The organism is Saliniramus sp. (assembly GCF_035311605.1).
Classification (GTDB): Bacteria; Pseudomonadota; Alphaproteobacteria; order Rhizobiales; family Beijerinckiaceae; genus Saliniramus.
In genome coordinates this window covers 1-6,924 of the sequence record NZ_DATGCW010000321.1, presented here as the reverse complement: position 1 = coordinate 6,924, position 6,924 = coordinate 1, and the positions used below count along the sequence as shown (strand labels likewise).

Here is a 6,924-nt window from a genome sequence, read left to right as displayed (position 1 = left end):
AAGCCCGCATGCAGGCGCTCGCCACCGCCTTCGCGGCCGATCTCACCCGCGAGGAAGAGCGCTACCGCATCCGCCACGCCATCGCCGCGCTGATGGGGGAATGGGTCGCAGCGCGCAATCTCGACGAGATCACCGCCTCCTTCGCGGGCACGGCAGTGTGCTGGAGCCCGTTCCGCGACGTGGAACAGATGCTCGCACAGGACTGGCGGGCGAGCACGCGCAACCCGATGTTCCAGACGGTCGACCATCCCGGCATCGGCCCCGTCCTGACCCCGGCCTCGCCGCTGCGCTTTTCGAATCACGATGGAGCAGGCGCCCGGGGCGGCGCGCACCCGGCGCCGGTTCTGGGGGCGGATACGGATCGGGTGTTGGGGGGCGAGGATTGATCCACGCCAAATCATCCGCCCGCATCGCTCCCCGTCGCAGCGTCACCCGCGCCCGCATCGAGCGCACGGCGCAAAGCCCTCAAATCACGCCAGGCGAGGCGTTTTTGTGAGGGCTGGCGCAGCAGGTAGGCCGGGTGGAGGGTCGCCATGGCGCGGATCACGCGTTTGCCGGTATCAAAGTCCTGCCAGCGCCCGCGCGCCTTCAGGATGCCGGTGCTGATCTCCATCAGCGCCTGGGCCGAGGGCGCGCCGAGACAGATCAGGAAATCGGGGTCGGCGAGTTCGATCTGGCGGCGGATGAAGGGCATGCAGGCCGCGACTTCCTGCGGCGTCGGGGTGCGGTTGCCGGGCGGGCGCCAGGGGATGACGTTGCCGATATAGACGCTGGAGCGGTCGAGCCCGATCGCGGCGAGCATGCGGTCGAGCAATTGCCCCGAGCGACCGACGAAGGGCTTGCCCTGCCGGTCCTCCTCCGATCCCGGTGCCTCGCCGACGAGCATGACCCGCGCGCCCGACGTGCCGTCGGCGAAGACCAGCGATTTCGCGGAAAGCTTGAGCCCGCAGCCGTCGAAGCCGGCGAGATTCTCGCGCAGCATGGCGAGATCGGTGGCCGCTGCCGCGAGCGCCTGCGCGCCGGCAACGGCTTCCTGCGGATCGAGACCGACGGCTGCGCCGGGCGCCGCGCGGGCGGGAGCCGGGGCGGTTTCAGGGGAGGGCGCGCCTGCGCTGTCGGCGGCGCGGGCGCGGACATCGATCCCGGCGGCGCGGCGCTCGGCATCGCGCGCGCGCTTCTCCCGCTCATCGGCGAAGCGGTCGATCGGCGCCTCGTCCAGCGCCACGTCGACGCCGGACGCGGCATGGAATTCGAGCAATGCCGTCAAAGCCGCCCGCTGATCCTGTGCCGTGTGCATCCAACCTCCCGCCGGAGCGCCCGTCCGCGACGTCTCCATCGCCCGGTTATCGGGGTTTTGCGCGGTGGGGGCAAGCTTAGTGGAGATGCTGATTTATGATGGGCGGGGCGTACCCGGCCTCATGCAGGGTCTGAATTCTTAGTCCTCGCCGCGTGATGGGGCGGCAGTTGCGCGGCAAGGGGATGATTCGTTGGACAATGCAATGCCGGCTATCGACCCGCTGACTCTGTCGATATCGATTTCCCCCTGATCCCGTCGAATCTGCCTCTATCCGCGCCGCGCGCGCGAATCCGCGATTCCCGTGTTGATTCCGGCCTGTCTTGGGAATAGCGTCTTTGCGCTGGTATACAGGGCTGGCATCCAGCATTGTGAATGGGGGAAACCATGGCGGGCAAGACCGTGACCCGGGCCGATCTTTCGGAGGCTGTCTATCAACGTGTCGGGCTTTCGCGTACCGAATCGGCCCAATTGGTCGAATCCGTGCTCGGCGAAATTTGCGAAACGCTGGAGCAGGGGGAGACGGTGAAGCTGTCCTCCTTCGGATCCTTCGTCGTGCGTGAGAAGGGTGAGCGGATCGGGCGCAATCCGAAGACCGGCGTCGAGGTGCCGATCGAACCGCGCCGCGTCATGGTCTTCAAGCCCTCCAACGTGATGAAGGCCAGGATCAACGGCGACAACGATTCCGACGGCGAATGAGCTCGGGCGGGTTCGCCGCGCGTTGCGAATGAGGGGGTCGTCTGATCCGGGGGCAGGCTGGCGCAATGGAAAAGAGTCCGGACGCTTTTCGTACCATCAGCGAAGTCGCTGAGGATCTCGACCTGCCCCAGCATGTGTTGCGCTTCTGGGAAACAAGATTCGCGCAGATCAAACCTCTCAAGCGGGCGGGCGGGCGGCGCTATTATCGTCCGAGCGATATCGATCTGCTCCAGGGCATCCGCCGCCTGCTCTATGCCGAAGGCTACACGATCAAGGGCGTTCAGCGCATTCTCAAGAGCGAGGGTGTGCGCGCCGTCGAGGCAATCGGGCGCGGCGAGGTCACGCTGGAAGCACGGCCTGCTGATACGCAGGAGGGGGCAGAGCCTGATGTCGACGCCCGGGCGCGGGCAAGTCGCGGTGATGATGCCGCCGCAGCCGATATGGGCCATGACGACGACGCGGCAGATGCGGCAATCCCCCTCGAAATGGGCACCCTCGCCAAGGGCCGCCGGGCCGCGCTCGATCGCGGGCAATTGCGCGCCGCGCTCGACGAATTGCGTGAATGCCGGCGGGTTCTCGACAATCTCATGCTCGCCGGTGATTCCGAGAGCTGATGCGATTCGTGCCCGCGTCGCAGGGATGCACATACGGCCAGGGCGTCACGGCGCATGACGCATCGGGCTTGCGGGCATACCCTGAGTCTGGTTGAACCCGCGACGCCGTCACGAGACGCGATCGCTGAAGAATGGCGCGCCGGAAGAGGAGACGTTCCATGAGCCCGAATCAGACAAGGACGGATGCAGCGCGCGATCCCGCCGCCGATTTCGTCGTTACCCATGCGAAGGACGCGCAGTTCGACGGTGGTCTGCGCGGTTTCTTCGAATACCGCGATCTCGGCATGAAGCCGGTCACGGACGGGCGTATCCAGGCCCATGTCATTCGCGCCAAGCCCGGAGATGCCGCCTCGGGGGAGTGGCATTACCACGTGCTCGACTTCCAGATGGTCTACGTGCTCAAGGGCTGGGTGCGGTTCGAATATGACGGGGTCGGGGAGGTGCTGCTCGAAGCCGGCTCCTGCGTGAACCAGCCGCCCGGCATCCTGCATCGCGAAATCGAACATTCGCAGGATCTGGAATTGCTGGAAATCACGTCGCCGGCGGAGTTCGAAACCGTTGCCGCCAAACCGCAGGGGCGGTGATGAAGCGCTTCGCCCGAATAAAAACCCGCCCGCCTGATAGCGGACGGGCTTGATGGAAAGGGCGGCAACTCGGGGAGCGGCTTCGCCCTCGCGTCATCGGCAGTCTTACTTCGCGGCGGTCTTACTTCGCGGCGGTCTTGGCCATCGCGGTCTCGACCGGCTTCATCATTTCCTTGGCGAGGTTGGCGTAGAGCTCGCCGACCTTCGTCGACTGGGCCACAAGCGCCTCGTAAGAGCTCTTGACGTAGTCGGTCTGGATTTCGATCGCCTTGTCGAGCGACTTGGCGCCGACGAGCTTCTCCATCGTGGAGGTGCCTTGCTCGAAAGACTTCTTGGCGAAGTCGGCGCTCTCGACGGCGATCGCCTGGGCACCCATGGAAACACCACCAAACGCCTTCATCGTGGCGTCCATGCTTTCCTTGCCGAACTTCTGCATGTCTTCGAATTGGTTCATCATCTGCGATCTCCGGCGCGCGATGCGCCGCCTCTGTTCGTTTGAGCCTGACGGCCGAACATGCGCGATCAGCCGATTGCCCCTTATATGTGCACTGCACAATCGATGTCAAGATTTATGTTGCGCTGCAACAAGAGCCGGAAAATTCGGTTTTGATCTTAACCCGTCCGTAACCGCGATTCCCGCAGGGTGAAGCTTGTGACGCGTTCGCAATGGTGGTGGACACCAGTGCCGGGGGGCCGAACGCGCCAAGGGTTCTCGACCGCTGACACAGGGACGGTCTCACATGGTTTTGCGTAATTTTCCCCTGCGCTGCATTGCATCGCGCTTCGCCGCAGCGCTCGTGGCGACCGCCATGGTGCTGGCCGCGTGCCTCGTCGCTGCCACGCCCGTGCATGCCTATAATCCGCCCTACGCCGCTGTCGTCATCGACGTCAAGACGGGACGGACGCTGCATGCGGAGAATGCCGACGCGACACGCTTCCCCGCATCGCTGACCAAGGTAATGACGCTCTACCTCGTCTTCGAGCAGCTGGAGCGCGGTGCGCTACGCCTCGATTCGCCGCTGCGCGTTTCATCGCGCGCTGCCGCCGAGCCGCCTTCGAAGCTGGGCCTGCGCGCCGGATCGACGATCACGGTGGAAAATGCCATCCTCGCGTTGACGACGCGTTCGGCCAATGACGTCGCCACCGCGATCGCGGAGAATCTCGGTGGCAGTGTCGATGCCTTCACCCGTGAGATGACCCGCACGGCGCGGGCGCTGGGAATGAAGCGCACGACCTTCCGCAACGCACATGGTCTGCCCAATCGTGAACAGGTCACCTCTGCGCGCGACATGGCGATCCTCGCGATCGCCGTACAGGACCGCTTCCCGCAGTATTACCATTATTTCTCCCGCCGCAACTTCACCTTCAACGGCACCACGCACCGCAACCATAACCGCCTGATCGGACGCGTCACCGGTGTTGACGGCATCAAGACCGGCTTCATCCGCGCCTCCGGCTTTAACCTGATGACGAATGCCAAGACGAACAGCCGCCACATCGTCACCGTGGTGATGGGCGGGCGCTCCGGTGCGCATCGCGACGGGATCGTCGAGCGGCTGGTCAAGAACAATCTGCCGCGTGCCTATGCGGGCGCCCGTCAGACGCCGGTGATGAATGTCGCCGGCGCGGTGGCCTTCGTGCCGAATGTCCTGCCCCCAGCACGTCCCGCCGATATCGGTGTGCCGCCGGCTGCTTTTGCCAGCGCCTCGGCCACCGGCGGGCCGCTTGATCTCGCGGCCATGCGCCCCGCAGTGGCGCCCGAGCGCAATGCCGGCAATACCGTGACGCCGGCTTCTTCCGGTACCTTGCGTCAGGGTGCTGCAGCCCTGGCCGCACGCAACCAGAATGATGGGCAGGTGCTTTCTTTCGCCGATTCGACCGGTTCGATTCCGCTGCCGCCTGCCGATCTGGGTTCACGTCACGCAGTCGATCAGAATGCGCCGTCGGACGCAGCCTCATCCGCGCCCGTACAACTCGCGAGCGCATCCGCAGCGGCCCCGCTGCCGCTGGCTGCAACACCGGCCGAGCCCGAGCCGGAGCCCGTCGCAGTCTCACCCTGGGTCGTGCAGATCGCCGCAGTCGATTCGAAGCGCGCCGCCCTGGAGATGCTGGAGAACGCCCGTAACCGTGTCGGCGGCCCGTTGAGCGCGGCCGCGCCCTTCACCGAGCCGGTCCAGACCGGGGGGACGACGCTTCACCGTGCGCGCTTCTCGGGCTTCGATACCCAGGGCGCGGCGCGCGATGCCTGCCGCCAGCTGGAGCGTCGCGGCTTTGCCTGTTTCGCGTCGCGCAGCTGATCGGCGACGCCGCCGGGGCACGTCCGGCGAACCTTTCGAGTGCGGAGCGACCGGCATCTTCCGGCCGCTCCTGTAAGTGGCGTAACCGACCATGGTCCCGTTCGGACCATCGCGCGTGGAGTATCAGCGATGTCGGCTCAAGAGCATGTCCTTGGCCTGGTTCACCCGGGCCGCGAGGTAGGTCGACCCCCCCTGGTCGGGATGGAGCTTCAGCATCAGCGCGCGGTGCGCGCGCTTGATGGCGGCAGCATCCGCCCCCGGCTCAAGCCCCAGGATCTGATAGGCCTCCTCTTCCGTCATCGCGCCCGCCTCGGCCTCGCGGCCCGCCCCCGCGTCAGCGTCAGCATGAGTGTCTTCACGCCAACCGGGAAACCGGCGGTCGAAATAAGCCTCTAACAGACGCAGGCCCTCCTGGTCGCCGGCGCCGGCGCATTCGGTGTAGAGCGTCTGCAATTCGCGTTCGCTGAGCGCGTCGAGAGCGCGTCCGGCGAAGGCGCCGGCAAGGACGTTGCCGTTCATCTCGCCACTGTCGTGATCGAGGGTCATCTCGATCATCGCCGAGCGCACGCGCGAGGTCTTGCCGGTGGCGGGGCCGCTGGAGGGCTGGTTTGTCCCCCCGGGCCCCAGCCGGCCAAGGCCCCTGGGCAGACCGGGAAGGCCCGTGCTCCAGCCCAGCAACCAGGCGGCGAAACCGCCGATCAGCAGCGCCATATCGATGCGTCCGCGCACCAGCATGAGCGCGGCGAGCGCCAACGCCGCCGTTCCGGCGACGATCTTGACCAAACGCACCAGTACCTGCGGATTTGTGCGCGCATAGACTCGTGCCAGCCACCAGAAGAGGAGAACGGCGAGGACGCCATAAAGCAGTGATATCATGAGCGTTTCATCGCCGTAATCAGGCGCCGCGCACCGGCATCGCCCTGGGCGAGCCTGTGCAGGGCCCCCATGCCGCCTGCCGCATAGGTCGCGGCTGCCCGCAGCAGCGCTTCGAGGGCGCCGGGTGCGGCTGCATCGAAGCGCTCATGCGCGCCGCCGGTGAGCCGTGCCATCTCGGCGAAGGCCGCCGTCGCGTCGGGGTCGTCGCCCTCCTGGAAGAAGAAGCCCCTGATTCCCATCACCCCGAGCTCACCGGCGAGCGCGCAGAGCGTATCGACATGCTCCTCCATGGCGTCGCCGACATAGATGAAGGCGGCGATACGCCGCTCCTGCGCCGCCTTGCGGACATGGCGCAGCACGCGCTCGATCTGCGTCAGGCCGCCCTGGCAGCGCAGCCCGGTCATGATCTCGGTGAGGGCGCGCGGATCGGAGACCCAGCGCGAGGCCCGGCATTCGCGAAAGCCGCGGAAATAGACGAGTTGCACGGCGAGTCCGCCGATCCGCGCCGTCGTTTCGAACATCCCCGTCTGGACCGAGCAGGCCAGATCCCAGGTCGGCTG

The 6,924-nt window shown here is 66.2% G+C and carries 9 protein-coding genes; 5 read left to right on the top strand and 4 right to left on the bottom strand.

Translation table 11 applies throughout. The annotated features are described in order from the left end of the window. A partial coding sequence (locus tag VKP01_RS14240) for a CoA transferase (RefSeq protein ID WP_324413404.1) occupies positions 1-386 on the top strand: 386 nt, incomplete at its 5' end. 11 nt (positions 387-397) lie between these two features. On the opposite strand, the gene VKP01_RS14235 is transcribed toward VKP01_RS14240, so the two are convergent. Next, a complete protein-coding gene (locus VKP01_RS14235) occupies positions 398-1,297 on the bottom strand; it encodes a uracil-DNA glycosylase (RefSeq protein ID WP_324413402.1) in 900 nt (299 codons plus the stop codon). Positions 1,298-1,681: 384 nt separating this feature from the next. Between VKP01_RS14235 and VKP01_RS14230 the strand changes: the two genes are divergently transcribed. The 3 genes from VKP01_RS14230 to VKP01_RS14220 all read left to right on the top strand — a co-directional run bounded on the left by VKP01_RS14230 (position 1,682) and on the right by VKP01_RS14220 (position 3,191). Beyond that, the gene (locus VKP01_RS14230; protein WP_324413400.1) at positions 1,682-1,993 is read left to right on the top strand and encodes an integration host factor subunit alpha; all 312 of its coding nucleotides are present in this window, start codon (positions 1,682-1,684) and stop codon (positions 1,991-1,993) included. Between the two features lie 65 nt (positions 1,994-2,058). Further along, positions 2,059-2,607 carry a MerR family transcriptional regulator gene (locus VKP01_RS14225; protein WP_324413398.1) on the top strand — a complete coding sequence of 183 codons (549 nt, stop codon included), beginning with the start codon at positions 2,059-2,061 and terminating at the stop codon, positions 2,605-2,607. Between the two features lie 158 nt (positions 2,608-2,765). Then, positions 2,766-3,191, top strand: a complete 426-nt coding sequence (locus VKP01_RS14220; protein WP_324413397.1) for a cupin domain-containing protein — start codon at positions 2,766-2,768, stop codon at positions 3,189-3,191. 121 nt (positions 3,192-3,312) lie between these two features. Here the strand turns inward: VKP01_RS14220 and VKP01_RS14215 are convergent, their stop codons facing one another. Continuing rightward, complete coding sequence (locus tag VKP01_RS14215) at positions 3,313-3,648, bottom strand: phasin family protein (protein ID WP_324413395.1); 336 nt, start codon at positions 3,646-3,648, stop codon at positions 3,313-3,315. Positions 3,649-3,931: 283 nt separating this feature from the next. On the opposite strand from VKP01_RS14215, the gene VKP01_RS14210 reads away from it, so the two are divergent. Then, positions 3,932-5,488 carry a serine hydrolase gene (locus VKP01_RS14210; RefSeq protein WP_324413393.1) on the top strand — a complete coding sequence of 519 codons (1,557 nt, stop codon included), beginning with the start codon at positions 3,932-3,934 and terminating at the stop codon, positions 5,486-5,488. A 123-nt stretch (positions 5,489-5,611) separates the two neighbouring features. Here VKP01_RS14210 and VKP01_RS14205 read toward each other — a convergent pair whose 3' ends face one another. Then, positions 5,612-6,364 carry a DnaJ domain-containing protein gene (locus VKP01_RS14205; RefSeq protein WP_324413391.1) on the bottom strand — a complete coding sequence of 251 codons (753 nt, stop codon included), beginning with the start codon at positions 6,362-6,364 and terminating at the stop codon, positions 5,612-5,614. Then, a partial coding sequence (locus VKP01_RS14200; RefSeq protein WP_324413389.1) for a VWA domain-containing protein occupies positions 6,361-6,924 on the bottom strand: 564 nt, incomplete at its 5' end. The genes VKP01_RS14200 and VKP01_RS14205, both read right to left, overlap by 4 nt.

Coding starts and splice junctions, on each gene's coding strand:
- VKP01_RS14210 (WP_324413393.1), top strand. CDS start 3,932: ATGGTTTTGCGTAATTTTCCCCTGCGCTGCATTGCATCGCGCTTCGCC.
- VKP01_RS14205 (WP_324413391.1), bottom strand. CDS start 6,364: ATGATATCACTGCTTTATGGCGTCCTCGCCGTTCTCCTCTTCTGGTGG.
- VKP01_RS14215 (WP_324413395.1), bottom strand. CDS start 3,648: ATGATGAACCAATTCGAAGACATGCAGAAGTTCGGCAAGGAAAGCATG.
- VKP01_RS14225 (WP_324413398.1), top strand. CDS start 2,059: ATGGAAAAGAGTCCGGACGCTTTTCGTACCATCAGCGAAGTCGCTGAG.
- VKP01_RS14220 (WP_324413397.1), top strand. CDS start 2,766: ATGAGCCCGAATCAGACAAGGACGGATGCAGCGCGCGATCCCGCCGCC.
- VKP01_RS14230 (WP_324413400.1), top strand. CDS start 1,682: ATGGCGGGCAAGACCGTGACCCGGGCCGATCTTTCGGAGGCTGTCTAT.
- VKP01_RS14235 (WP_324413402.1), bottom strand. CDS start 1,297: ATGCACACGGCACAGGATCAGCGGGCGGCTTTGACGGCATTGCTCGAA.